The 25388-nt window shown below is 61.5% G+C and carries 21 protein-coding genes; 12 read left to right on the top strand and 9 right to left on the bottom strand.

Translation table 11 applies throughout. The annotated features are described in order from the left end of the window. Positions 1-289: 289 nt before the first annotated feature. Together ybbP and ybbA are read right to left on the bottom strand one after the other, a co-directional pair. Entirely contained in the window at positions 290-2722 is a 2433-nt protein-coding gene (ybbP, locus tag ACSJLU_RS05410) for a putative ABC transporter permease subunit YbbP (protein ID WP_025301813.1), read from the bottom strand. Next, positions 2719-3405, bottom strand: a complete 687-nt coding sequence (gene ybbA, locus ACSJLU_RS05405) for a putative ABC transporter ATP-binding protein YbbA (protein WP_004940192.1) — start codon at positions 3403-3405, stop codon at positions 2719-2721. Before ybbA ends, ybbP begins: the two co-directional genes overlap by 4 nt. Between ybbA and tesA the strand changes: the two genes are divergently transcribed. From tesA to ACSJLU_RS05390, 3 genes are all read left to right on the top strand, one after another. Then, positions 3376-4014, top strand: coding sequence for a multifunctional acyl-CoA thioesterase I/protease I/lysophospholipase L1 (tesA, locus tag ACSJLU_RS05400; RefSeq protein WP_161800806.1), 639 nt, complete (start codon positions 3376-3378; stop codon positions 4012-4014). The genes ybbA and tesA overlap by 30 nt on opposite strands. Before the next feature lie 26 nt (positions 4015-4040). Beyond that, positions 4041-4817: an SDR family oxidoreductase gene (locus ACSJLU_RS05395; RefSeq protein WP_004940195.1), complete on the top strand. Its 777-nt coding sequence runs from the start codon at positions 4041-4043 to the stop codon at positions 4815-4817. Between the two features lie 77 nt (positions 4818-4894). Next, the gene (locus tag ACSJLU_RS05390) at positions 4895-5749 is read left to right on the top strand and encodes a co-chaperone YbbN (RefSeq protein WP_025301810.1); all 855 of its coding nucleotides are present in this window, start codon (positions 4895-4897) and stop codon (positions 5747-5749) included. Positions 5750-5861: 112 nt separating this feature from the next. Here ACSJLU_RS05390 and cfa read toward each other — a convergent pair whose 3' ends face one another. Further along, a complete protein-coding gene (cfa, locus tag ACSJLU_RS05385) occupies positions 5862-7013 on the bottom strand; it encodes a cyclopropane fatty acyl phospholipid synthase (protein WP_089180611.1) in 1152 nt (383 codons plus the stop codon). Between the two features lie 320 nt (positions 7014-7333). Here cfa and ACSJLU_RS05380 point away from each other — a divergent pair, with 320 nt between their 5' ends. After that, a complete protein-coding gene (locus ACSJLU_RS05380) occupies positions 7334-8239 on the top strand; it encodes an SPFH domain-containing protein (protein ID WP_004940203.1) in 906 nt (301 codons plus the stop codon). Between the two features lie 2 nt (positions 8240-8241). Beyond that, positions 8242-8703 carry an NfeD family protein gene (locus tag ACSJLU_RS05375; protein WP_025301808.1) on the top strand — a complete coding sequence of 154 codons (462 nt, stop codon included), beginning with the start codon at positions 8242-8244 and terminating at the stop codon, positions 8701-8703. Here the strand turns inward: ACSJLU_RS05375 and cueR are convergent. Continuing rightward, positions 8700-9101, bottom strand: a complete 402-nt coding sequence (gene cueR / locus ACSJLU_RS05370) for a Cu(I)-responsive transcriptional regulator (protein WP_025301807.1) — start codon at positions 9099-9101, stop codon at positions 8700-8702. The genes ACSJLU_RS05375 and cueR overlap by 4 nt on opposite strands. 108 nt (positions 9102-9209) lie before the next feature. Here cueR and copA point away from each other — a divergent pair, with 108 nt between their 5' ends. The 3 genes from copA to ybaK all read left to right on the top strand — a co-directional run bounded on the left by copA (position 9210) and on the right by ybaK (position 13569). Then, positions 9210-11921 carry a copper-exporting P-type ATPase CopA gene (gene copA / locus ACSJLU_RS05365; RefSeq protein WP_380827665.1) on the top strand — a complete coding sequence of 904 codons (2712 nt, stop codon included), beginning with the start codon at positions 9210-9212 and terminating at the stop codon, positions 11919-11921. 133 nt (positions 11922-12054) lie between these two features. Beyond that, positions 12055-12861: a TraB/GumN family protein gene (locus tag ACSJLU_RS05360; protein ID WP_342096832.1), complete on the top strand. Its 807-nt coding sequence runs from the start codon at positions 12055-12057 to the stop codon at positions 12859-12861. Positions 12862-13089: 228 nt separating this feature from the next. Then, positions 13090-13569, top strand: a complete 480-nt coding sequence (gene ybaK / locus ACSJLU_RS05355) for a Cys-tRNA(Pro)/Cys-tRNA(Cys) deacylase YbaK (protein ID WP_004940240.1) — start codon at positions 13090-13092, stop codon at positions 13567-13569. A 10-nt stretch (positions 13570-13579) separates the two neighbouring features. Here ybaK and dacB read toward each other — a convergent pair whose 3' ends face one another. Together dacB and ACSJLU_RS05345 are read right to left on the bottom strand one after the other, a co-directional pair. Further along, positions 13580-15046 carry a D-alanyl-D-alanine carboxypeptidase/D-alanyl-D-alanine endopeptidase gene (dacB, locus tag ACSJLU_RS05350; protein WP_380827669.1) on the bottom strand — a complete coding sequence of 489 codons (1467 nt, stop codon included), beginning with the start codon at positions 15044-15046 and terminating at the stop codon, positions 13580-13582. Positions 15047-15138: 92 nt separating this feature from the next. Next, positions 15139-16296: a multidrug effflux MFS transporter gene (locus ACSJLU_RS05345; RefSeq protein ID WP_149570289.1), complete on the bottom strand. Its 1158-nt coding sequence runs from the start codon at positions 16294-16296 to the stop codon at positions 15139-15141. 100 nt (positions 16297-16396) lie between these two features. Between ACSJLU_RS05345 and ACSJLU_RS05340 the strand changes: the two genes are divergently transcribed. Next, positions 16397-17164 carry an AraC family transcriptional regulator gene (locus ACSJLU_RS05340; protein WP_197790680.1) on the top strand — a complete coding sequence of 256 codons (768 nt, stop codon included), beginning with the start codon at positions 16397-16399 and terminating at the stop codon, positions 17162-17164. Between the two features lie 108 nt (positions 17165-17272). Here ACSJLU_RS05340 and ushA read toward each other — a convergent pair whose 3' ends face one another. After that, positions 17273-18925 (bottom strand): bifunctional UDP-sugar hydrolase/5'-nucleotidase UshA, encoded by a 1653-nt coding sequence (gene ushA, locus ACSJLU_RS05335; RefSeq protein WP_025301800.1) that lies wholly within the window; start codon positions 18923-18925, stop codon positions 17273-17275. A 178-nt stretch (positions 18926-19103) separates the two neighbouring features. On the opposite strand from ushA, the gene ACSJLU_RS05330 reads away from it, so the two are divergent. The 3 genes from ACSJLU_RS05330 (at position 19104) to tnpA (ending at position 22913) form a co-directional block, all read left to right on the top strand. Then, positions 19104-20324, top strand: coding sequence for an MFS transporter (locus ACSJLU_RS05330; protein ID WP_197790682.1), 1221 nt, complete (start codon positions 19104-19106; stop codon positions 20322-20324). A 245-nt stretch (positions 20325-20569) separates the two neighbouring features. Beyond that, the gene (gene ybaL / locus ACSJLU_RS05325) at positions 20570-22261 is read left to right on the top strand and encodes a YbaL family putative K(+) efflux transporter (RefSeq protein WP_025301798.1); all 1692 of its coding nucleotides are present in this window, start codon (positions 20570-20572) and stop codon (positions 22259-22261) included. Between the two features lie 193 nt (positions 22262-22454). After that, the gene (tnpA, locus tag ACSJLU_RS05320) at positions 22455-22913 is read left to right on the top strand and encodes an IS200/IS605-like element IS1541B family transposase (protein WP_141997679.1); all 459 of its coding nucleotides are present in this window, start codon (positions 22455-22457) and stop codon (positions 22911-22913) included. A 115-nt stretch (positions 22914-23028) separates the two neighbouring features. Here tnpA and ACSJLU_RS05315 read toward each other — a convergent pair whose 3' ends face one another. Together ACSJLU_RS05315 and hemH are read right to left on the bottom strand one after the other, a co-directional pair. Beyond that, entirely contained in the window at positions 23029-24333 is a 1305-nt protein-coding gene (locus ACSJLU_RS05315) for an inosine/guanosine kinase (protein WP_025301797.1), read from the bottom strand. Positions 24334-24423: 90 nt separating this feature from the next. Next, positions 24424-25386 carry a ferrochelatase gene (gene hemH, locus ACSJLU_RS05310; RefSeq protein WP_004940253.1) on the bottom strand — a complete coding sequence of 321 codons (963 nt, stop codon included), beginning with the start codon at positions 25384-25386 and terminating at the stop codon, positions 24424-24426. Between the last annotated feature and the right edge of the window lie 2 nt (positions 25387-25388).

Here is a 25388-nt window from a genome sequence, read left to right as displayed (position 1 = left end):
GTGCGATCACATTAGTGAAAACGGTTACATTCCATTAAAAATGGATATGCTGTTTTTCAAGGTGGATAAAGTCGCTTAATTTATGCATAACCCTATAAATTAATGCATAAAATAGGCGAAACCGACCTGATATCCGTTGCACCGATTATCAAAGGTAGCCGTATTGACACAACATAAATGTAATCGATTTCACTCAAGGTAGGCATGAAGAGGAATAGCACCAGTAACGCGCCCAAGAAAAACGGCAGGCCCGGCCACGCTTGGCGGCAACGGACCTGCGACAGCAAGATCAGCCCTCATAACTGCGGAACAGCGCCCGGCCGCGCAGCAGGCGCACGCCCAGCCAGCCGCCGCACAGCGACAGCAGCAGCGCGCTGGCCAGCGGCAGCGCCCACCACAGCACCGGCGTCGGCGTCCACGGGAAGTCAAACACCCGGCTCTGCAGCAGCCACAGCGCCGCCTCGGCGCCTACCGCCGCCGCGATGCCCGCCACCAGCCCCAGCAGGGCGAACTCGCACCACAGCGTGCGGCGCAGCAGCCGTTTGCCGGCCCCCAGCGTGCGGTACACCACCAGCTCCTGGCGGCGCTGACGCATGCCGACCTGCACCTGTGCCAGCAGCAGTAGGCCGCCGCACAGCACCACCAGAACCACCATCACCTCCAGCGCGCGGCTGACCTGTTGCAGCACGCCGCCGACCTGTTTCAGGATCGCGCCGATGTCCAGCAGGCTGAGCGTTGGGAACTGGCGGTTGAGCTGGGTCAGCATCTGGCCGTCGCCGTCGTAGCGGAAGCTGGTGAGCCAGGTCTGCGGCTGGCCGTCCAGCGCGCCCGGCGGGAAGATAAAGTAAAAGTTCGGCTTCAGGCTTTCCCAATCCACCTGGCGCAGGCTGGTGACTTTGGCGCTGAACGCCTGGGTATCGCCGCTGAAGGTCAGCGTGTCGCCCAGCGTGATCTTCAGCCGCCCGGCGATACCTTCATCCATCGAGACTTCGCCGCTTTTCGGCGGCCAATTGCCCGCCACCAACGGATTGTGATCCGGCAGTTCGGCCAGCCAGGTCAGGTTCAGCTCACGGTTCACCGCCTCGCCGCCCGGATCGTCTTCATGCACCCGTTCGGTCGCCACCTGCTGGTTTATCTCGGTCAGGCGCACCCGGACGATCGGGTAATAGGTTTCCGGTTTGATCTGGTGCTGCTGCAGGAAGGTTTTCACCTGCGGCACCTGCGCCTCGGTCATGTTGAGCAGGAAATAGTTCGGGCTGTCCGGCGGCAGCTGTTGCTGCCAGCGTTCGAGCAGATCGCCGCGCAGCACCAACAGCAGCGCCAGCAGCATGAACGACAGCGAGAACGCCGCCAGCTGGCTGATGGTCACCCACGGCTGATGCAGCAGGCGGTTGACCGCCAGCCGCAACGCCAGGCTCTTGAGCGTGATGCGGCGCAGCAGCAACAGGCTGCCCCAGCCGATGCCGCCCAGCAGCAGCGCCAGTACCGCCATACCCGCCAGGATCGCCCACAGCAGCGTGCTGGCCCCCATCAGCGTCACCAACAGCGCCACCACGATCGCCACCGTCACCGGCAGGAAGTAGCGCAGCGGCCAGACGTTGGCCACCACATCGCGGCGCAGCACCCGCAGCGGCTGGGTAGCCAGCAGTTGGCGATACGGCCGCAACCCGACCAGCAGCGAAATCAGCACCAGCGCGCCGAGCGCCCACAGCCACGGCCAGGCGCCGGCGGCGGGCAATGCAGCCGGCAACACCGGTTTCAGCAGGCGAATCAGCAGCGCTTCGAACGCCAGCCCGATCGCCCCGCCGCACACCGCCGCCAGCGCCATCACCGCCAGCCACTGGCCGACGATCAATTTACGCAGCGCGCCGCGCCCGGCACCAAGAGTTTTCAGCACCGCAATCAGATCGTAGCGGCTGCGGCAATAGTGGCTCATCGCCACCGCCACGGCAGCGATCGACAACAGCAGCGTCAGCAGAGCCGACAGCAGCAGGAACTGTTGGGAGCGCTGCAGCGACTTGCCGAGCGCGCTGCCGGACTCCTGTAGCCCGAACCAACGCTGATCCGGCGTCAACTGCGGCGTCAACCGCGCTTCGTAACGCTGAATATCCGGCTCGGCGCCGGCGAACATGTAGCGGTAGGTCAGCCGGCTGCCCGGCTGCACCGCGCCGGTCTTATCGACGTCCGCCAGGTTGATCATGATGCGCGGCGCGGTCTGGAACGGGTTGAAGCCGGCGTCCGGCTCCTGAATGATTTCACCGGCGATGCGCAGCGTGGTGTCGCCCACCTCGAGCGAATCCCCCACTTTCACGTTCAGCAGCGCCAGCAAACGCGGTGCCACCAGCACGCTGCCCGGTTCGGGCTGGATGTTGGCCGGGCGCGTTTCCAGCTTGCCGTACAGCGGATAGGCCAAATCGGTGGCTTTCACGTCCGCCAGCTGCGGCCGATCGCCGGCATAGGTCATGGTGGTGAACGACAGCTGACGACTCACCTTCAGCCCCTGTTGCTGCGCGTCCAGCAGCCAGCCTTCCGGCACCGGATGCGCGCTGCGCAACACCCGATCGCCGGCGATAAAGTCACGGCTCTGCTGGCTGAGCCCTTTGTCCATGCGATCGCTGATGCTGCCCAGCGCCAGCACGCAGGCCACGGAGAGCGTCAACGCCAACCAAACGATCAGCAGCGACGGCGAGCGCCATTCGCGCCAGAACCAGCGCCAGATCATGCTTCCTCCCACAGCTTGCCTTCACGCAGCCGCAGCCGCCGCTGGCAGCGCGCCGCCAGGGTTTCGTCATGGGTCACCAGGATCAGGGTAGTGTCAAAATCGCGGTTGAGGGAAAACAGCAGGTCGGCGATGCGATCGCCGGTCTGACGATCGAGGTTGCCGGTCGGTTCATCGGCGAACAGCACCCGCGGTCGGCCGCTGAAGGCGCGCGCCAGCGCCACGCGCTGCTGCTCGCCGCCGGACAGCTGCGCCGGCAGGTGATCGAGCCGTTTCCCCAATCCCAGCTGTTCCAGCAACTGCACCGCCTGCTCGCGGCTCTGTCTGTCGCTCTCGCCGCGCAACAGCGCCGGCAGCTGCACGTTCTCCAGCGCGTTCAGCGTCGGCACCAGCATGAACGACTGAAACACGAAGCCGACATTCCTGGCGCGCAGCGCGGCGCGCCCCTCTTCGTCCAGCGCGGTCAGCGACTCGCCGAGCAAGCGCACCTCGCCTTCGCTGCCGTCATCCAGCCCGGCCAAAATGCCCAGCAAGGTCGATTTCCCCGATCCGGATTCGCCGATCAGGGCGATCGTCTGCGCGGGTTTGACAAGCAGCTCGACTCCGGTAAGGATGGTGAGCTGATGCTCACCCTGACCAACGTGTTTACTAAGATGATGAACTTCAAGAACGTTTTCCGCTGGCATCTTCCCTTCCTTTTGCTGTTGGGATTATTCAGTTTACGCGCTGCCGCCGCCGATACCTTGTTGATTTTGGGCGACAGTTTAAGCGCCGGCTACCGCCTGCCGATCGAGCGGGCGTGGCCGACGCTGTTGGCCGAACAGTGGCAGAAAAAATCGGGCGCGCCGCAGCTGGTCAACGCCAGCATCAGCGGCGACACCGCCGCGCAGGGGCTGGCGCGTCTGCCCGCGCTGCTGAAACAGCATCAGCCGCGCTGGGTGCTGATCGAGCTGGGCGCCAACGACGGCCTGCGCGGCTTCCCGGCGCAGGACGTACAGCGCGATCTCGGCCAAATCATCACGTTGGTGCAGCAAGCCGGCGCGCAGCCGCTGCTGATGCAGATCCGCATCCCGCCGAACTACGGCCGCCGCTATACTGAAGCGTTCAGCGCCGTCTACCCGGCGCTGGCCAAACAGTTCAACATTCCGCTGCTGCCGTTCTATATGGAACAGGTGGTGGTGAAGCCGGAATGGATGCAGGATGACGGATTGCATCCCAATGGGGACGCCCAGCCGTTTATCGCCACCTGGATGGCGGAGCGCCTGGAGCCTCTAGTAAAGCATGAGTCTCACTAAATTAGGGTCGTACACTAGGTAAAGTTATGCAAAAAGCGGTATTGATAACCGGCTGTTCCAGCGGGATAGGCTTGATTGCGGCGCAGGATCTGCGCAACCGCGGCTACCGGGTGCTGGCTGCCTGCCGCAAACCGCAGGACGTGGAAAACATGCGCCAGCTCGGGCTGGAAGGCATCGAGCTGGATCTGGACGACAGCGCCAGCGTCGAGCGCGCCGCCGCCGAGGTGATCGCGCTGACCGACGGCCGCCTGTACGGCCTGTTCAATAACGGCGGTTTCGGCGTTTACGGCCCGCTCAGCCGTATTTCGCGCAGCCAGCTGGAGCGGCAATTCGCCACCAACCTGTTCGGCACCCACCAACTGACCCAACTGTTGTTGCCCGCGATGTTGCCGCACGGCGAAGGGCGCATTATTCAGACCAGTTCGGTGATGGGCCTGGTTTCCAGCGCCGGGCGCGGCGCCTACGCCGCCAGCAAGTTCGCGCTGGAAGCCTGGTCGGACGCGCTGCGCATGGAGCTGCACGGCAGCGGCATTCAGGTCAGCCTGATCGAACCGGGGCCGATCTCCACCCACTTTAGCCAGAACGTCAACCAGGCGCAGAGCGACAAACCGGTGCACAATCCCGGCATCGCCAAGCGCCTGACGCTGCCGCCGGAGGCCATTCTGCCCAAACTGCGCCACGCGCTGGAAAGCCCGCGCGCCAAACTGCGCTATCCGGTCACCCTGCTGGCGCACGCGATGAGCGTGCTGCGCCGCATTTTGCCGGGCCGCTGTCTGGATTGGCTGCTGCGCAGCAACGCTTAATTCGCCCGACGGGGTTGAAGAATGGCGGCGCGCCCCCATCTACACCCCATGGCTCCGCACGATCAGAGAGAAAAAAGATGCTAGCTCAAGCTGTTGTTGATATTAACGAAACTAACCTGCACCAGACGCTGGAACAGTCGATGTCCATTCCGGTGCTGTTCTACTTCTGGTCCGAGCGCAGCCAACACTGCCTGCAGCTCACGCCGGTGCTGGACAAGCTGGCGGCGGAATACGCCGGTCAGTTCATTCTGGCCAAGGTGGACTGCGACGCCGAACAGATGATCGCCTCCCAATTCGGGCTGCGTTCGATTCCGACGGTCTACCTGTTTAAAGACGGTCAGCCGGTCGATGGCTTCCAGGGCCCGCAGCCGGAAGAAGCGATCCGCGACTTGCTGCAGCGTTTCCTGCCGAAGGAAGAAGATCTGAAACTGGCGCAGGCGCAAGAATTGCTGGCCGCCGGCAACGCCGCCGAAGCGCTGCCGCTGCTGAAAGACGCCTGGCAGAGCAGCCAGCAGCGCAGCGACATCGGTCTGACGTTGGCCGAAACCCAGATCGCCCTCAGCCGCAGCGAAGATGCCGAAGCTGTGCTGGCGACCATCCCGCTGCAGGATCGCGATACCCGCTATCAGGGCCTGGTGGCGCAGATTGAACTGTTGAAGCAGGCGGCGGACACGCCGGAAATCCAGCAGCTGCAACAACAGGTGCAGCAGCAGCCGGACAACGTCGAACTGGCGGTGCAGCTGGCGCTGCAGCTGCATCAGGTCGGGCGTAACGAAGAAGCGCTGGAACTGCTGATGGGGCATCTGAAGAAAGATCTGGCCGCCGCCAACGGCAGCGCGCGCAAAACCCTGATGGACATTCTGGCCGCGCTCGGCACCGGCGACGCGCTGGCCGCTAAATATCGCCGCCAGCTGTACTCCCTGCTGTACTGATATCCGTCATACTTGAAGCTGCATCCAGGCGGCAAATGTGAAAAGCCCTGGGAGCTTAGATAACTAAGTGACCAGGGCTCGAACGTGCAGCCAGCTTGAAATATGACGGGGATTAGCGATAGACCCGCACCCCGCCCTCCACGCCCGCCGGGCTGAACAACACCTGCCACAGCTGAATGTTGCGCGAACGGAACGCGCCGGCGCAGGCGTTCAGGTAATAGGTGAACATGCGTTCGAAGCGCTCGGAATAACCGCCCATCAGATCCGGCCACGCCCGTTTGAAATTCTCCAGCCAGGCCATCAGCGTGCGATCGTAATCGGCGCCAAAGTTGTGCCAATCCTCCATCACGAAACGCCCTTCGCTGGCCTCGGCGATATGCCGCACCGAAGGCAGGCAGCCGTTGGGGAAGATGTATTTGTCTATCCAGGCGTCGACGTTGAGATCGGTTTGATTGGAACCGATAGTGTGCAGCAGGAACAGACCGTCGGGCTTCAGGTTGCGCGCCGCGACGCTGAAATAGGTGTCGTAGTTTTTCGGCCCGACGTGCTCGAACATGCCGACCGACACGATGCGATCAAACTGACGATCCAGATCGCGGTAATCCTGCAGCAAGATCTCGACGTCCAGCCCGGCGCAGCGTGCCTGCGCCAGCTTCTGCTGCTCGGCCGAAATGGTCACGCCGTGCACCGAGACGCCGTAGTTTTGCGCCGCAAACTGCGCCAATCCGCCCCAGCCGCAACCGATATCCAGCAGCGTCATGCCCGGTTTCAACTGCAGTTTTTCGCAGATCATCCTGAGCTTGGCCTGCTGCGCCTGCTCCAGCGTCTGCGCCTCTTTCCAGTAGCCGCAGGAGTATTGCATATAAGGATCGAGCATCGCCCGGAACAGGTCGTTGCCGATGTCGTAGTGCTCTTTGCCCACCTGCCAGGCACGCTTGCGCGATTGGCGATTGAACAGCCGGGCATAGGCGATGCGCGCGATGTCGCTCAGGCTTTTCGGCAACCGTTCATCGACGCCGGCCTGCAGAATGCGGGTGAACAGCATGTCCAGCCGTTCGCACTCCCACCAGCCGTCCATATAGCTTTCGCCGAAGCCGAGCGAGCCTTCCTGCAAAATGCGTTTGAACAGCGCCGGGTTATGCACCCGGATATCCCAGGCGCGCGGGCCGTTGATGGCGACGCCGGCTTCCGCCAACATCTCCTCCACAATGCGATACCAACGATCCTTCTTCTGGGCGAGTTCATCAACACTGAGCGAATCCATAACAATCCTTGGCCGAAATGTCATTTCAAAAAGCATAGTCGCAAATAAAAATGACAACTTTTTGACGGTAAATACAGGGGGTGTTTTTACTCTAGCCAAGGCGAGCAACAGCATGAAATGAATAAAAATTATTGAAATCATGCCATTTAGGCATACTTATTTTTCAGCTGTGCCACACTTGTCGTGACAACACTCTGTTCCAGACGCGGGATCCACCGCTCGCGGGTTGCGTCAGCGCCCTGGATTAAGTCGCGGTATCAGTAGGCATTTTTCCGGCGCTGACGTAATATCTGTTTACATATGTCTGACAGGAGGTTTGCATGCTTACTTTTATTCCCATCGTGATCGTCGTCGCGCTGATTGTGGTGTTCGCCGGCGTCAAAATTGTGCCGCAGGGGTTCCAATGGACGGTAGAACGCTTCGGCCGCTACACCAAAACGCTGATGCCGGGGCTGAACCTGGTGGTGCCGTTCATGGACCGCATCGGCCGCAAAATCAACATGATGGAGCAGGTGCTGGATATCCCTTCCCAAGAGGTGATTTCCCGCGATAACGCCAACGTCGCCATCGACGCGGTGTGCTTCATCCAGGTGGTCGATCCGGCGCGCGCCGCCTACGAGGTTAGCAACCTCGAACAGGCGATCGTCAACCTGACCATGACCAACTTCCGCACCGTGCTCGGCTCGATGGAGCTCGACGAAATGCTGTCGCAGCGCGACAGCATCAACAGCCGCCTGCTGCACATCGTCGATGAAGCGACCAATCCTTGGGGGGTGAAAATCACCCGTATCGAGATCCGCGACGTGCGGCCGCCGGCGGAACTGATCGCCTCGATGAACGCCCAGATGAAGGCCGAGCGCACCAAGCGCGCCGACATTCTGGAGGCAGAGGGGGTGCGTCAGGCGGCCATTCTGCGCGCCGAGGGGGAGAAACAATCGCAGATCCTGAAGGCCGAGGGCGAACGCCAGTCGGCGTTCCTGCAGGCGGAAGCGCGTGAACGCGCCGCCGAGGCCGAGGCGCGCGCCACCCAGCTGGTATCCGACGCCATCGCCAGCGGCAACATTCAGGCGGTGAACTACTTCGTGGCGCAGAAATACACCGACGCGCTGCAAAAGATTGGTTCCTCCAACAACAGCAAAGTGGTGATGATGCCGCTGGACGCCAGCAGCCTGCTCGGCTCGATCGGCGGCATTACCGAATTGCTGAAAGAAAGCAAAGGCAAATAATCATGCTCGAACTGATCGCGGCGAATCCGCTGTGGTTCTGGCTCTCTCTCGGGGGCGTGTTGCTGGCGGCGGAAATGCTCGGCGCCGGCGGCTACCTGCTGTGGAGCGGTGTGGCGGCGCTGTTGGTCGGCGCCCTGATCTGGCTACTGCCGCCGCTTTCCTGGGCATGGCAAGGCATGATCTTCGCCGTCCTGACCGTCGTCGTCGCTTACCTGTGGTGGTACTGGCTGCGTCGGCGCCCGGCAGCCGCATCCGGCGGGTCGCCGGTGCTCAACCAGCGCAACCGCCAGCTGATCGGCACCCGCGCCACGCTGACGGAGCCGATGCACAACGGTATGGGGCGCATTAATATCGGCGACAGCAGCTGGCGCGCGCAGGCGGCGGAAGATCTGCCCGCCGGCACCGAGGTGGAAGTGGTGGCGGTGGAAGGGGTCACGCTGGTGATCCGCGCCATCAGCCGTTAATTAGAACGACAACACCCCGCCAGGTTATTGATGATGGGGCACTCCGCCCCCTCATCGCCCGGGCATTGTTCCGCCAGCGTCAGCAGGCGCTGGCGCATGTTCCCCAGCTCGCTGATGTGCTTTTCGATCTCCGCCACCTTCTGCAGCGTGCGCGCCTTCACGTCGGCGCTGTGGCGGGCCGGATCGTTGAACAACGCCACCAGTTCGCGGCACTCGTCCAGGTTGAAGCCCACCTGCCGCGCCTGACGCAGCAGCGTCAGCTCTTCGACATGCTTGGCGGAATAGTGGCGGTAACCGTTGTCGCTGCGGATCGGGGCGGTAATCAGCGCTTTCTCTTCGTAAAAACGAATCGTCTTGCTGGTTAACCCGGTTTTTTTCGCGACGTCGCTAATATTCATTTCCCCTCCTTGACCTTACCCTTGCTGGAAGGTTTAAGCTCCATTCTTAGTGAAAACAGGTCCGGCGGTCAACCTTTAAACACCGCCCTTTAAGCAAGGAGTTCAATCATGTCACACACCACTATGCTGGCATTGCAGGGGCTGTCCTGCATGAACTGCGCACAGCGGGTGAAAAAAGCCCTGGAAAGCCGCAGCGATGTCGAACAGGCGGAGGTTAACGTCCATTACGCCAAAGTGACCGGCGAAGCGCCGGACAGCGCGCTGATCGACAGCGTGATCGCCGCCGGTTATCAGGCAGAAGTCGCGCCGCGCGCCGACACCGAACTGCAGCTGAGCGGTCTGAGCTGCATGCACTGCGTCGGCAGCACCCGCAAGGCGCTGGAAGCGGTGCCGGAGGTGTTCGCCGCCGAGGTCGAGATCGACAGCGCGAAAGTGTACGGCGATGCCGATCCGCAGGCGCTGATCGCCGCGGTGGAACATGCCGGTTATCACGCCAGCGTGGCGGGTGCCGTCGTCCCAAAAACTGAGCCGTTGACTGACGCAACACCTTCGTTGCCGGACGTTCAGCCAGCGGCGCAGCCTCCCCTTCCGGCAACCGACAACGCGGACGACAGCGTACAGCTGCTGCTCAGCGGCATGACCTGCGCCAGCTGTGTCAATAAAGTGCAGCATGCGCTGCAAAGCGTCCCCGGCGTTGAACACGCGCGCGTCAACCTGGCGGAGCGCAGTGCGCTGGTCACCGGCGCCGCCGATGCGCAGGCACTGGTAGCGGCGGTGGAAAAAGCCGGCTACGGTGCCGAGATGATTCAGGACGAGACAGAACGTCGCGAACGCCAACAGCAGACCGCACGCGCCAACATGAAGCGCTTTAGCTGGCAGGCGGCGCTGGGGCTGGCGTTGGGTATCCCGCTGATGGCCTGGGGGCTGTTCGGCGGCAGCATGACGCTGACGCCGGAAACCCAGCGCCCCTGGCTGCTGGTCGGCGTCATCACCCTGGCGGTGATGGTGTTTGCCGGCGGGCACTTCTACCGCAACGCCTGGCGCGCGCTGATGAACGGCAGCGCCACCATGGATACCCTGGTGGCACTCGGCACCGGCGCCGCCTGGCTTTACTCGATCGCCGTCAACATTTGGCCCGATTTCTTCCCGACGGAAGCGCGCCACCTCTATTACGAGGCCAGCGCGATGATCATCGGTTTGATCAACCTCGGCCATGCGCTGGAGCAGCGCGCTCGTCAGCGTTCTTCACAGGCGCTGGAGCGGTTACTGGATCTGACACCGCCCACCGCGCGGCTGGTGACCGACGACGGCGAACGCGATATCCCGCTGGCGGAGGTGCAGCTCGGCATGACGCTGCGGCTGACCACCGGCGATCGCGTGCCGGTCGACGGTGAAATCGTGCAGGGCGAAGTCTGGCTCGATGAAGCGATGCTGACCGGCGAAGCGGTGCCACAGCAGAAAGGCCCCGGCGATACGGTGCATGCCGGGACGGTGGTCGACGACGGCAGCGTGCTGTTCCGCGCCGCCGCCATCGGTAGCCAAACCACGCTGGCGCGCATCATCAAACTGGTGCGTCAGGCGCAGAGCAGTAAACCGGCGATTGGCCAGTTGGCTGACCGCGTCTCGGCGGTGTTCGTGCCGGCGGTGGTGGCGATCGCCCTGTTCAGCGCAGCGATGTGGTACTTCTTCGGCCCGCAGCCGCAGCTGGTCTATACGCTGGTGATCGCCACTACGGTGCTGATCATTGCCTGCCCGTGCGCATTGGGCCTGGCAACGCCGATGTCGATCATCTCCGGCGTCGGCCGCGCGGCGGAGTTCGGCGTGCTGGTTCGCGACGCCGACGCCCTGCAACAGGCCAGCCAGTTGGACACCCTGGTGTTCGACAAAACCGGCACCCTGACCGAAGGGAAACCGCAGGTGGTGGAGATCCTGACCTTCAATCAGGTCAGCGAGCAGCAGGCGATCGGCTGGGCCGCCGCGCTGGAACAAGGCTCCAACCACCCGCTGGCGCGCGCCATCATGGAACGCGCCGCCGGGCAAACGCTGCCGCAGGTGGCGCAGTTCCGCACCCTGCGCGGCGCCGGGGTCAGCGGGGAGATCGACGGCGCGCAGTTGCTGCTGGGTAACGCCGCGCTGCTGGAACAGCATCAGGTCGCGACCGCCGAACTGGATGCGCCGATGCGCGCCCAGGCCGAACGCGGCGTGACGCCGGTGCTGCTGGCCGTTGACGGTAAACCGGCCGCGCTGTTCGCCATTCGCGATCCGCTACGCGAGGACAGCGTCGCGGCGCTGCAGCGCCTGCACCAGCAGGGATATCAGCTGGTGATGCTGACCGGCGACAACCCGGTGACCGCCAACGCCATCGCCAAAGAGGCCGGTATCGATCGGGTGATTGCCGGCGTGCTGCCGGACGGCAAAGCGGCGGCGATCAAACAGCTGCAGGCGCAGGGCCAACGCGTGGCGATGGTCGGCGACGGCATCAACGACGCCCCGGCGCTGGCGCAGGCCGACGTGGGCATCGCGATGGGCGGCGGCAGCGACATCGCCATCGAGACCGCTGCCATCACCCTGATGCGCCACAGCCTGAATGGCGTAGCGGATGCAGTGGAGCTGTCGAAGGCCACGCTGCGCAACATGAAGCAGAACCTGTTCGGCGCCTTTATCTATAATACGCTGGGCATTCCAATCGCCGCCGGCGTGCTCTACCCGCTGACCGGCACACTGCTCAGCCCGGTGGTGGCGGGTGCCGCAATGGCGCTGTCGTCGATTACCGTAGTCAGCAACGCCAACCGGCTGCTGCGTTTTAAACCCAGGAAGTAAGCTCCGGGGCGCCGTCAAGGCGCCCCGCTGTTTTCCGGGCTTCCCTGCGCGGCAGATAGCGTTTAGCATGAATGACGATTTTCCCTTGCCTTGCACGCGAAAACGCGCACCCGTTATTCAGGAGCCACGCCGTATGGGTCAACTGTTACGCCACCTCGCCGCCTTTCTCGGCCTGATCTCGCCCAAAAGTTACGCTTATCCGGCGCTGGACATCACCCTGCCGGGCGAACGTCGGCTGCATCTGGTGGGCAGCATCCATATGGGCACCGTCGATATGTCGCCGCTGCCGCCCCGGCTGGCCGCCCGGCTGCAACAGGCCGACGCGCTGATCGTCGAAGCCGATATCACCGGCGCCGCCTCCCCTTTCGACCACGCCGAACAGCAGCCGGAGCTGGAACAGCGCCTGTCCGCCGAAGAGTATCAACAGCTGCTGGCGCTGTGCCACGAACTGGGCGCCGATCCGCACGCCTTCGCCACCCTGCCCGGCTGGCAGGTGGCGCTGATGATGCAGGCGCGGCAGGCTCAGCGTCTGGGGCTGCGCGCAGAGTACGGCGTAGATTATCAGCTGCTGCAGGCCGCCCGGGCGCAGGACAAACCGGTGATCGAACTTGAAGGGGCGCAGCAGCAGTTGGCAATGCTGGAACAGCTGCCGGAAGGCGGCATCGCACTGCTGCGCGATACGCTGGAACACTGGCATACCAACGCGCGGCTGCTGCAAACCATGGTGAGCTGGTGGCTGGACGCCAAACCGCGCGGCACGCTGGACACGCTGCCGGCCACCTTCAGCGCTGGGCTGTACGACGTGCTGATGCATCAGCGCAATCGCGACTGGCGGCGTCAGCTGGAGGCGCTGCCGGCCGGGGACTATGTGGTGGCGGTTGGCGCATTGCACCTGTATGGCGAGGATAACCTGCCGGCGATGCTGCAGCCACAGGGGTAAAAAAGTGGCCAATATCGCTATTGGCCAGTCAAAGAGGAATTTCTTGTATTCTAGTTATACGCATAGCAACCGTGTTAACGGTTACAGTAAACAGGGTAGCAACCCGGTGAATATCTTGGCAACCCGCTTTATGTAACAGCCGCTCAGGTTGCCGGGCAGGTTGGATTTTTGTATTTTTAAGGCTGGTTATCACCCCTTCCCCGCTGGGGACATTTTGGACAACACATCATGACGCCCGCAGTCGTTCTGCTTGAGAAACAAAAGGTCGCCTTCACCCTCCATCCTTATCACCACGACAGCGACGAAACCAACTTCGGCGATGAGGCGGTGAGAAAGCTGGGGCTGGATGCCGATCGGGTTTACAAAACCTTGCTGGTGGCGCTGAACGGCGACGCCAAACACCTGGCGGTGGCGGTCACGCCGGTCGCCACCCAGCTGGATCTGAAAAAGGTTGCCCGCGCCCTCGGCGCCAAAAAGGCCGAGATGGCCGATCCGCAGCTGGCGCAGCGCGTCACCGGGTATCTGGTGGGCGGCATCAGCCCGCTGGGGCAGAAAAAACGGCTGCCGACGGTGATCGACAGCCCGGCGCAAGCGTTCGCCACCATCTACGTTTCCGGCGGCAAACGCGGGCTGGACATCGAGCTGGCCGCCGCCGATCTGTGCCGCCTGCTGGCCGGCAGCTTCGCCGACATCGCCAAACGCGACTGACGACGCGTACTCAGCGGCACACCACCGTGGCGTCACAGGCTGCCAGCGTCTCCACCAGGCGGTCCTCCAGCGCCTTCACCTCCGCGCCGGGCACCAGATAGTTGTTGCTGATAATGGCGAACGCCAGCGGCCGCCCGGTCGCCGAATCGACATAGCCGCTGAGCGACGAGACCCCGGTCATGGAGCCGCTCTTGGCGTGGGCGCGGCCCGCCGCCGCCGTCTTCACCATACGGCTCTGCAGCGTGCCGCCCACCAGCAACCCCGGCTGGCCCGCGACGGGCAAAGCGCGATACCAGTCGGCGAACCACGGCTGTTTCCTGGCCGCCAGCAGCAGCAGTGTCAGCTGCTGCGCCGTGATCTGGTTCATGCGCGACAGCCCGGAACCGTCCACCTGACGGTACGCGCCGGCCTCGATGCCCTGGCTTTGCACAAACTGGCCGATCGCCTGCAGGCCGGCGGCCCAATCCCCCTTACCCTGCGTCTTGCGGCCCATCGCTTTGGTCAGTACCTCACCGTAACCGTTATTGGACACTTTCAGGAAGGTGACGATCAGGCGGGAGAGCGGCGGCGAGTTTTTTTGCGCCAGCAGCTGTGCGCCGGCCGGCGTCACCCCCTCTTCAGCATTACCGTGCAGGGTAATGCCGTGCGCGCGCAGGGCATTTTGCAGTAAGGCACCAACCACGCGGGTGGGTTGATCGACAGTGATCAATCGCGAACGAGCCTCCGCCTGCGCGGCAATGGTGCCGCTGACCACAACCCAGTTACTGCCCGGTTGGCGTTCGAACGTCAGTGCGGTGTCGCCGCCGGTGCTGGTACGGTTGACCAGCGTCACCGCGTCATTGGCGGGATAGAAGCTCACCCGCCCCGGCGCACCGGCGCGGGCGCCCGGTTGCACATCCACCCGCACCACGTTGATATCGCCGCCGGGGGTAAAGGCGTAGTTTAGCGCCGAGATCGGTGCAGCGAAGGCAAAGGGTTCATCGTCCCAGCTCCAGCCGGCGCCGAATGGCGTTTGATCGAACGCGCTGGCGTCCAGGATCAGCCGCCCATGAATCTGGCGAACGCCGCGCTGCGCCAGCGTGGCGGCGAAGGTGTCGAGATCGTCAGGATGCAACGTCGGATCGCCGCTGCCCTGCAGATAGAGATCCCCCTGCAAGGTGTTGCCGCGCTGTTCACCGGTGGTCAGCAGCCGGGTTTCAAACCGGTAATCCGCCCCCAGCACGCCGAACGCCGCCAGAGAAGTGAACATCTTCATGTTGGAAGCCGGCGCCAAACGCTGCTCCGCGTGCGCCTGATAAAGCACGGTGCCGCTCTCGGCATCGCGCACCATCACGCCGCTCGACGCCCCAACCAGCGCCTTGTCCTGGCCGAGGGCCGCCAGCGCCTGGCTAAGCGTTTGCTCATGACCTTGGCCGGATGACGAACACCCCGCCAGCGCCAGGATGGCGGGCAGCAGCCAGCCTGCGGTTTTCAACATGTCATCTTCCTGTTTGCGTTATCAAAACCAAATTGTCGCTCAGGCTATCATTGGAAGGCAGCGGTGGCGAGAATGTCCGCCCCGTTTATCATTCAGCTACGCGCAGGCAACGCCAAACGACGCTCGTTGTGCGCCACCCGCCACGCCAACAGCAGCACGCAGAGACTGCAGAGCGACAGCACGGCACCCAGGTGCAGCGACAGCCCCGCCAGCACCAGGCCACCGCCGAGCATCAGGTAATACATCAGGCCAAGGATGGCGCCGGCAGTGCCCATGCAGTCTTTATAATGGCGCAGCGCGCGCGCCAGAATATTGGGAATGGCGATGCCGTACGCCATCACCACCAGCATCATCGGCAGAACAAACCACAAGGTCCCTTCCAGCAGCAATACCAGCAGGCCGCCGGTCAGCGACAGCGCGCAGGCCAGCATCAACAGTGCGGGGAACAGCCAGCGTTTGCCGATCAAAAACTTGTTGATCGCCGCGCCGATACCCACTCCGACCGCCAATACCAAACCGGTATAACCGAACCACTGCGCCGGCAATCCCAACGCTGAGAAGTGGAATGGCGCCAGTTGGTAATAGCTGAACATGCAAATATTGAACAACGCCACCAACAGCGCACTGAGCCAAATATCCCCGTCCTTGATCATCCGCCCCAGCGTGCCGAAAAATGAACTCTTCACCACCTGTTGCGGACGCGTCTCCGGCAGTTGCCAACCGGCATAGCCCAACAACAGCGCCGCCAACAGCGCCAAACCGCCGAACACCCCCTGATAGCCCCAATAGTAAGTCAGCACTGCGCCGCTCAACACGCCAACCGCCGGACTGATCGCCATGGCGATCCCCATCACCGAGAACACCCGCGCCAACTCATAACCGTCGAAGCGATCGCGAATCGCCGTTTGCGTCCCGACCGAACCGACCGCCGCGCCAAAGGCGGCCAGCACACGCGCCGCCAGCAGCACGCTGAAGCTGTCGCTGAACAGCGCGATGATAGAAGCCAGCAGATAGAGCGTCAGCCCGGCCAAAATGGTGGGACGGCGTCCGATGACGTCGCACATCCGCCCCCATACCACCACGCCGAGCGCAAAAGCGAAAAAGTAACAAGAGAGCGTTTGCGCCGCCATCTCCGCACTGACCCGGAAACCGTGCGCAATGTGCGTCAATGCCGGGCTGTAGATGGTCTCCACCACCTGGGGAAACATCATCATCGACGTCGCCAACGTCAGCGTCAGTTTACGTTGCATAACAGATCCTGTAGCCAAGAATAGGCTGCACAAGGTAGCATCAGCTCCCCGGTGCCGATTACAATATAAAAGACAATAAATTTACAAAATCGGACATACTATGGCGTGGCTTCAGGCGCAGGACAGTTTTAATCCGGATACGCTCGACAACGGGGTACTCGGGATCGCCGCCGAACTGGCGCAGCACGACTCGGGCACGCATTGGCATGACAGGGGGCAGTTGCTGTTCTGTCAGCAAGGCAGCATGCGCATCACGCTCAACCAAAGCATCTGTATGCTGCCGCCGGGCAGAGTCGCCTGGATCCCGCCGCAGGTGGCTCACCGCGTTCAGGTCAACGGCGTCGTCGGTTACCGTTCGCTTTATCTCGACGCCGATCGCTATGCCTGTCTGCCTGCGCAGCTTGCCGTACTGACAGCCTCGCCGCTGCTGCGCGAGGTGTTGGAACGCATCGCGTCCGCCGCTTTCGACACCGACTGGCAGCACGGGCCTCACGCCAATATTCTGGCGGTCTGCCTCGACGAGATCGCCGCCGCACCGCGCGAACTGACGTTGCTGCCGCTGCCCAGCGACCGGCGCCTGCGCCATCTGGCCAATCTGGACATGCTTCCGCCGCTGCACGAGCTATCGCGCTATAGCGGCGCTTCCGAGAAAACCATCAGCCGGATTTTCCGCCGTGAAACCGGTCTCAGTTATCAACAGTGGCGTCAGCAATGGCGCCTGATCAAAGCGATAGAGATGTTGGCCGCAGGGCTGAGCCAATCCGAGGTCGCCGGCCAGCTGGCGTTTTCCAGCGACAGCGCCTTCGCCACTTTTTTCAAGAATATGATGGGTTGCCCAGCGAGGGCGTATATGGAGAGACGAAAGTAAGACGCCGTCTAAAACGGCAACGCCGACAGAAGGCGTTGATGGAGAGGAGGCTCGCGAAGGCGGGCACGGCGCCCCCGCGACAAGCGAGAACGCCGTTCCGCTACACCTCTATCGATAGACGATCTCGCCCTTTGGCTCGTAGGCCGCCGCATCCAGCGGCGAGTGTTTCTCGATGTACTGCTTCAGCACTTCGGCATCGATAAAGCCGGTGTTGACGTAGCTCGGCAGCCCGTCCAGCTTCGGATAGCCGTCGCCGCCCAGCGCATTGAAGTTCAGTGTCGCCATGCGGTAGGTTTTATCCGCCTGCAGCGGCTGGCCGTTAATCTTCACCTCGCTGACGCCCTTGCCGTCCGCCACTAGGCTGACGTTGGCGAACTGGGCGTAGGCGCCGGAGTCCGGCTTCATGTTGGCCACCACCGCCAGATACTGTTCAACCTCACGGCCTTTCATATCGACATGCACCAACGTGTTGCCAAACGGCTGCACCTTGAGCACGTTCTTGTAGGTGATATCGCCGCTTTCAATCGAATCGCGCACCCCGCCGCCGCTCATCACGGCGAAGTCGGCGTCGGCGCGCTCCCTCTGCGCCGCCAGCATCACCCGAGCCAGGTTGGTCTGCACGAAGCGCACCTTGCTGCGATCGCCTTCAAGCTTGCCGTTGACGCTGCCGATCTTCACGCCCAGCTGCGCCTTGCCCTTATCCTGGAACGGCGTCAGCAGCTTCATCATGGTCGGATCTTCCGCAATCTGCTGGGTGTAGTACACCCGCTCGCTGGTGCCGTCCGCCTTCTCCACCTTCTTCTTCAGGTTTACCGGGATCAGCTGATAATGCACCAGCTTCAGCTCGCCGTTGCGGAATTCGAAGTCGGCGCGACCCACGTATTTCCCCCACTCATGCGCTTGCACGATCCAGGTGCCGTTCTGGCGATCCGGCGAGCACGGCGTGCCCGGCACATAATCCACCTGTTTGCGGTTGTCGCCGGCCATACACACCGGATCCTGTGAGTGGCCGCCGACGATCATGTCGAGATATCCGGCCGGCAGGCTGCGCGCCATCTCCACGTCGCCCGGCGCGTTCGAGCCGTGTTCGCCGTTATCGTAGTGCCCCATGTGGGTGGCGGCGATAATCACGTCCGGCTTCTCGTCCTTGCGCAGTTGCTCCACCACCTGCTTCGCTTCCTGCGCCGGCACGCGGAACTCCATGTCGGTGAAGTACTCCGGGTTGCCAATCTTAGCAGTGTCGTCGGTCGTCAGGCCGATAACGGCAATCTTGATGCCCTGCTTGTCGAACAAGGCGTAAGGCTTGAACAGGCGTTGGCCGGTGCTTTTCTGATAGATATTGGCGGACAGCAGCGGGAAAGTTGCCCATTTCTCCTGCTGGCGCAGTACGCTCAGCGGGTTGTCGAATTCGTGGTTGCCGATCGCCATCGCGTCATAGCCCACCAGGTTCATGCCGCGGAAGTCCGGCTCGGCGTCCTGCAAATCCGATTCCGGCACGCCGGTGTTGATATCGCCGCCGGACAGCAACAGCAGGCTGCCGCCCTGCGCCGCCACTTCCTGACGAATGCCGTCCACCAGCGTTTTCTGCGCGCCCAGACCGTATTCGCCGTGATCGTTCTGCCAGAAGTGACCGTGATGATCGTTGGTATGCAGAATGGTGATGGCGTAGGTCTTATCCTTTTCCCAGGCACTGGCGGCCCCCGACAGCAACGTCAGGGAAACGGCCAGCGCGCATGCGGTGGTTTTCAGCGAAAAACGCATGGCGGATCTCCGTGTATTCAATAGCTTTTATGATGAGGGCGGAATTGTAGCGCGAATTAATGACAGCTGATTTCAAATTTTTGCGATGTGAGTCTGATTATTTCAGATATGGTAAAAATTGGGCGCCCTGCCTAAGATGTCATCTCTGTGCTCAACAACTTCTCAGGCTAATAATAATATGACCGACAGTAGCCAAAGCGCGATGCCGCCCGCCAAGGGCAGTGCGGTGAAGGGAACCGCCTTCTCCATCCTTGGCGCCATCAGCGTGTCTCACCTGCTCAACGATATGATCCAGTCGCTGATCCTGGCGATCTACCCGATCCTGCAAGCCGATTTCCACCTCAGTTTCGTGCAGATCGGCATGATCACCCTGACCTATCAGCTAACCGCCTCGCTGCTGCAGCCGCTGATCGGGTATTACACCGATAAACACCCGCAGCCTTACTCGTTGCCGATCGGCATGGGCTTTACCCTGTCCGGCCTGCTGCTGCTGTCGGTGGCGAGCACCTTCCCGCTGGTGCTGCTGGCGGCGGCGCTGGTGGGCACCGGCTCATCGGTCTTCCACCCGGAATCCTCGCGCGTGGCGCGCATGGCCTCCGGCGGACGACACGGCCTGGCGCAGTCGCTGTTCCAGGTCGGCGGCAACTTCGGCAGCTCGCTCGGCCCGCTGCTGGCCGCGCTGATCATCGCGCCTTACGGCAAAGGCAACGTCGCCTGGTTCACGCTGGCGGCACTGCTGGCGATCGTGGTATTGCTGCAGGTCAGCAAGTGGTATCAACATCAGCACCGGGCAACTAAAGGGCAGCCGAAAAGCCCGTCGATGCTGAAACCGCTGCCAAAACGTACCATTGCCTACTCGCTGGGCATTCTTCTGGTGCTAATTTTCTCCAAATACTTCTACTTGGCCAGCATTAGCAGCTATTACACCTTTTATCTGATACATAAGTTCGGCGTTTCAGTGCAGAATGCGCAAATTCATCTGTTCGCCTTCCTGTTCGCAGTAGCGGCTGGCACCATTATCGGCGGGCCTCTTGGCGATAAGATAGGCCGTAAATACGTTATTTGGGGCTCTATTCTCGGCGCTGCGCCATTTACCCTTGTTTTACCCTATGCATCACTCTATTGGACCGGCATTTTAACGGTGATCATTGGAGTTATTCTCGCCTCGGCGTTCTCCGCCATTCTGGTCTACGCTCAGGAGCTTATCCCCGGTAAAGTCGGCATGGTTTCCGGCTTATTCTTCGGTTTTGCTTTCGGTATGGGCGGGTTAGGCGCGGCAGTTCTTGGTTATGTCGCCGATTTAACCAGTATCGAACTGGTCTACCAAATCTGTGCTTTCCTACCGCTGATCGGCATTATTACCGCGCTACTGCCCAATATGGAGCATAAACCGCAATAACCCCGCGAACCGCCCGGATGAAATTATTTATTCATCCGGGTTATCCTACGGATAAATCAATGTTATTTGGCTTATCTGACACAAAACTCCCTTATTGCCCCGCCTTAAGTGAAATCCTCTGCTTTTTTACAAAAAAGGCCAAATTAGCCAAGCAAGCCGCGAACAAATGCAATAAACTAAATGTATCTTTTCGTAACTTTGTTGCGTTTCTCCCGTGCCGCGATGCATAGCCAGAAGGAGTATGGATGCATAATTCAACACCGCTCATTACCACCATCGTCGGAGGGTTAGTACTCGCCTTCCTCCTCGGCATGCTGGCGAACCGCCTGCGCATCTCCCCTCTGGTGGGGTATCTGGCCGCAGGGGTACTCGCCGGCCCGTTCACCCCCGGTTTCGTTGCTGATACCTCACTGGCGCCGGAACTGGCGGAAATCGGCGTTATCCTGTTGATGTTCGGTGTTGGCCTGCACTTCTCTTTGAAAGACCTCCTCGCAGTAAAATCTATCGCCATACCCGGCGCCGTGGCGCAGATAGCCGTCGCTACCCTGCTCGGCATGGGGCTGTCCAAGCTGCTCGGCTGGGATCTGATCTCCGGGCTGGTGTTCGGCCTCTGTCTCTCCACCGCCAGCACCGTGGTGCTGCTGCGCGCGCTGGAGGAACGGCAGCTGATCGACAGCCAGCGCGGGCAAATCGCCATCGGCTGGCTGATCGTCGAAGATTTGGCGATGGTGCTGACGCTGGTGTTACTGCCGGCCTTCGGCAACATGCTGGGCAACAACAACGCCAGCAGCGGCCAACTGCTGATGGAGCTGGCGCTGACCATCGGCAAGGTCATCGCCTTCATCGCGCTGATGATCGTGGTCGGCCGCCGTCTGGTACCGTGGATCCTGTCGAAAACCGCCAGCACCGGCTCGCGCGAACTGTTCACCCTGGCGGTATTGGCGCTGGCGCTCGGCATCGCCTACGGCGCGGTGAAACTGTTCGACGTCTCCTTCGCCCTGGGCGCCTTCTTCGCCGGCATGGTGCTGAACGAGTCCGAACTGAGCCACCGCGCGGCGCACGATACCCTGCCGCTGCGCGACGCGTTCGCGGTGCTGTTCTTCGTCTCGGTCGGCATGCTGTTCGATCCGATGATCGTGATTAACGAACCGCTGGCGGTGCTGGCGACGCTGGCGATCATCGTGTTCGGCAAATCCGCCGCTGCGTTCCTGCTGGTGAAAATGTTCGGCCACTCCAAGCGCACCGCGCTGACCATCTCCGCCAGCCTGGCACAGATCGGCGAGTTCGCCTTTATTCTGGCGGGCCTCGGCATCACGCTCGGCATGATGTCGGAACACGGTCGCAATCTGGTGCTGGCAGGCGCTATCCTGTCGATCATGCTCAACCCGCTGTTGTTCACCCTGCTGGAGCGCTATCTGGCCAAGACCGAAACCATCGAAGAGCAAATCCTCGAAGAGGCGGTGGAAGAAGAGAAGCAGATCCCGGTAGAGATGTGCAACCATGCGCTGGTGGTCGGCTACGGCCGCGTCGGCAGCCTGCTGGGCGGCAAACTGGCCGAGGCGGGCATTCCGCTGGTGGTGATCGAAAACTCCCGCCCGCGGGTGGAAGCGCTGCGCGAGCAAGGCATCAAGACGGTGTTGGGCAACGCCGCCAATCCGGAAGTGATGGATCTGGCGCGGCTCGACTGCGCACGCTGGCTGCTGCTGACTATCCCCAACGGCTATGAGGCCGGCGAGATCGTCGCCTCGGCGCGCGCCAAGCGCCCGAACATCGAGATCATCGCCCGCGCCCACTACGACGACGAGGTGGCCTACATCACCGATCGCGGCGCCAATCAGGTAGTGATGGGCGAACGGGAGATCGCCAACAGCATGCTGAACATCCTGCAGCTGGACACCCTGAGCGAAGAAGAAAAAATGGGCGGCTGCCCGATCTGAAACGCCCCGCGCGCACAAAAAAAGGTCCGGCATGCCGGACCTTTTCTTTTTGTATGCAAAAACCCCCAGCTAGGCTGGGGGTTCCGTAAAGCTTTCAGCTTTGAGCCAGTTATAAAGACCCCTTTTGATTTGTTAAAACAGTTTGCGGTCTGGCAACTGCGAACGTTCAACAAGAAATCAAAAGGGGGTCCCTATGAGGGACGAAAAGAGCTTAGCGCACACGCGCTGGAACTGTAAATATCACATAGTATTTGCGCCGAAGTACCGAAGACAGGTGTTCTACGGGGAAAAGCGCAGAGCAATTGGCAGTATCTTAAGAAAGCTTTGTGAATGGAAAAGCGTGAATATTCTGGAGGCGGAATGTTGTGTGGATCACATCCATATGCTTCTGGAAATTCCCCCCAAGATGAGTGTATCGGGGTTTATGGGGTATCTGAAGGGCAAGAGCAGCCTGATGCTTTATGAGCAGTTTGGGGATTTGAAGTTCAAATACCGTAACAGGGAGTTTTGGTGTCGAGGGTATTACGTTGATACGGTGGGTAAAAATACAGCCAAGATACAAGAATACATAAAGCACCAACTGGAAGAGGATAAGATGGGTGAGCAGTTGTCGATCCCCTATCCAGGTAGCCCGTTTACGGGTCGGAAGTAACCGATAGAAGCAAATGTCAGATCGCGATGCGCCTGTTAGGGCGCAGCTGGCAAGAGAGCCTTATAGGCGCATATGAAAAACCTCCGGCTATGCCGGAGGATATTTATTCAGCGGGTTAACGCTCCCAGTAAGACTCTTCCAGGCTGTCTTCGCGCTCCGGCAGGCCGCGAGTGAGGCGCGGCGAATGCTGGTTCAACACCTGGTAGCTGACGCGGTTGGCGTATTTGCACACCTGCGCCAATGAGGAGTATGTCAGGTAACTGCGCACGTGCTTGCTGGAATTCGGCACGTTATGGCGGTGATAGCCGTTGGCGGCGATATCGTGCAGCAACGCCGACAGTGCGCCGTCGCCGGCGCCGTTGGTGTTCATGATCCTCTCGGGGCCGCCCATATAAGGCGCGATGTGCGAATAAACGCGCAGCGGATTTTCACAGTGTTCGCGGCGCATGGCGCGGCTGAATTCGTAGCGGTTGAACTCGGCGATATGCCCCGGCAGCAGCGGGTGCTGGGTCTGGCGCTTGTTGGCTTCTTCGGTGTAACCCGCCATATACAGGCCGTTCGGCCCGGCGGTGCACAGCACCAGATCCACCCACTCCAGCGCCATGTCCGAGGCGGTCAGCGGATCGCTCAGCCCGGTCAGCTCCAGCGCTTCGTCTTCATTCATCGCCAGAATCGTCACGTTTTCCTTCAGGAAGTCGCGCCACCACTGCGGGTTGTCGGCGATCACGTACTTGGTGCCCAGCGTCAACACCACCGGCACGTCGTGTTTTTTGGCATATTCGATCGCCTGCAGGGTGGCGGCCTTCATCGGCTCCCCCTCCTTACAGCGCACCAGATAAGAGCTCAGCACCAGCGCCGACGCGCCGGCGATCACCTCTTCAGGAATGCTTTCCGGGCGCAGCTGGTTCATTTGGCCAGGGTTGATGGCGAAGGTGCGCTCGCCGCTTTCCCCGATCAGCGTGAAGCAGCGGCCGATGGCGCCGTCTACGCCCTGCAGATAGTTGAGATCGGTACGGCTGGAGGTATTGCACAGATAACGGTAGGCGTAGCTGCCGATTTTCACGTTGCTGCACATCACGCCGAGCAGCACCGAGCGATCGTCCGCCAGCACCGAATAGTTGTGCATGGTGTTACCGATGGTGCCGCCGGCGAACTGATGGGTAACCAGGTTGTTTTCGTTCAGTTCCTGATACAGCGCCTCGGCGACGTCGTCTTCGATCACCAGAGAGTGGCCCAGGCTCAGGCCGTAGCGCTGGACAAAAGCGTCGTCCACTTTCGCCTCGATATCCACCAGCGTCTGATCGATGCCGACGATATACGAGGTGCTGATTTCACTTTCGGGCTGAGCCTGCTGCAGAAGCGGATCGCGGGCGCTCACCGGGAAATAGTGTTTGGACTTGCGTTTACCAGGAAATTTCATGTGATTGGCGGTGGTGACGGTTTAACAAGCGGAGAATGTTAACACATCCCCGCCCGATCACGATGCATCTAATAGACAGATTATGGATGATTACAGGCGCTGCGCCACCAGCTGCTGCATCATATCGATATGCGCCGGCTCGTCGTTCAACGCCGAGATATATTCAAACTTCTCGCCGCCGGCCTTGAGGAAGATCTCGCGGTTCTGTTCTTTGATCTCTTCCAGCGTTTCCAGGCAGTCCGCCGAGAAACCGGGGCAAATCAGCTGAATGTGCTTCACGCCCTGCGCCGGCAGCCCCTTCAGGGTCTCATCGGTGTATGGCGTCAGCCACGGCTCGCGGCCAAAGCGCGATTGGTACGTCATCATCACGCGCTCCGGCGCCAGCGGCAGCGTGGCGCTCAGCGCACGCAGCGTATCCTCGCAGCGCTGCGGGTAGTCGTCGCCCAGGCGCGCATAGCGTTTGGGGATGCCGTGGAACGACAACACCAGCCGATCCGGCTGGCCGTGCTCGGCGAACGAGCGCTCCACGCTTTGCTGCAGCGCGGCGATATAGGCCGGGTGTTCGGCGTAATCGCGGATGAAGGCCACCGACGGCAAGCGGCGATAGCCTTTCAGCACTCGCGCTACGCCATCCCATACCGCCGCGCTGGTGGAACAGGAGTATTGCGGGTAGAGCGGCAGCACCACCAGGTTGGTCACACCTTGCGCCAGCAGCTTGTCGATGGCTTCCGCCAAACTTGGCGAGCCGTAGCTCATTCCCAGCTCCACCGGCGTATTCGGCATGCGCGCCGCCAGCGCCCGCTGTTGGCGGCGGCTGTATACCAGCAGCGGCGAGCCTTCTTCCATCCACACCGACTGATAGAGCTTCGCCACGCGCGGCGAGCGGATCGGCAGGATCGCGCCGTTGAGGATCGGCCACCAGATCAGCGGCGCCGTGTCGACCACGCGATCGTCACTGAGGAATTCCTTCAGATAGCGTTTGACCGCCGACGAGGTCGGCGCATCTGGTGTGCCCAGGTTCACCAGCAATACGCCGTGTTTCTCTTGCTTCATCT

This window comes from Serratia bockelmannii, assembly GCF_051803255.1.
Taxonomy (GTDB): domain Bacteria; phylum Pseudomonadota; class Gammaproteobacteria; order Enterobacterales; family Enterobacteriaceae; genus Serratia; species Serratia bockelmannii.
The sequence above is the reverse complement of the archived record's forward strand: the minus strand, read 5'-3'. Positions and strand labels throughout refer to the sequence as shown.